The 385-nt window shown below is 73.2% G+C and carries 1 protein-coding gene and 1 pseudogene; both read right to left on the reverse strand.

The genetic code is table 11. The features are described from left to right. Nucleotides 1–192: pseudogene (locus tag D7X55_RS42560) on the reverse strand (hypothetical protein); the annotation flags it as partial. 41 nt (nucleotides 193–233) lie between these two features. Next, the gene (locus D7X55_RS47450) at nucleotides 234–383 is read right to left on the reverse strand and encodes a hypothetical protein (protein ID WP_368666537.1); all 150 of its coding nucleotides are present in this window, start codon (nucleotides 381–383) and stop codon (nucleotides 234–236) included. Between the last annotated feature and the right edge of the window lie 2 nt (nucleotides 384–385).

Consider the following 385-nt stretch of genomic DNA (forward strand, 5'->3'; position numbering starts at 1 on the left):
GCGCAGCATCGCGCGGAAAGCCCGCGGCGAATTGGCGCGGTCCCAGTCGTCCGGGCCGGTGGGCTCGACTGCGCGGAGGATCTCCCGGTCGGCGTCACGGGCGGCGCGCCACTCATCGGAGTCCGAACGGCGGATGGGCCGCAGCCGGACGATCCCGGCGCGGGTGACCAACCGCTGCGAACGCATCTCCATGACGTGACCCGGCCCCTACTTCGATCTCGACCCGCGGTCGGCTAGGCCTGGCGCGCCAGGAAGAGCACGTCGACGATGTCGCCGGGGCGGACGTGGGTGACGTCGTCGGGCACGACCACCAGGCAGTTTGCCTCGGCCAGGCCCGCGAGCAGGTGCGCCTGCGCGCCGGTTGCCCCGCCGAACGGCTGCACCA

This window comes from Corallococcus sp. AB049A (assembly GCF_003668885.1).
GTDB classification, from domain to species: domain Bacteria; phylum Myxococcota; class Myxococcia; order Myxococcales; family Myxococcaceae; genus Corallococcus; species Corallococcus interemptor.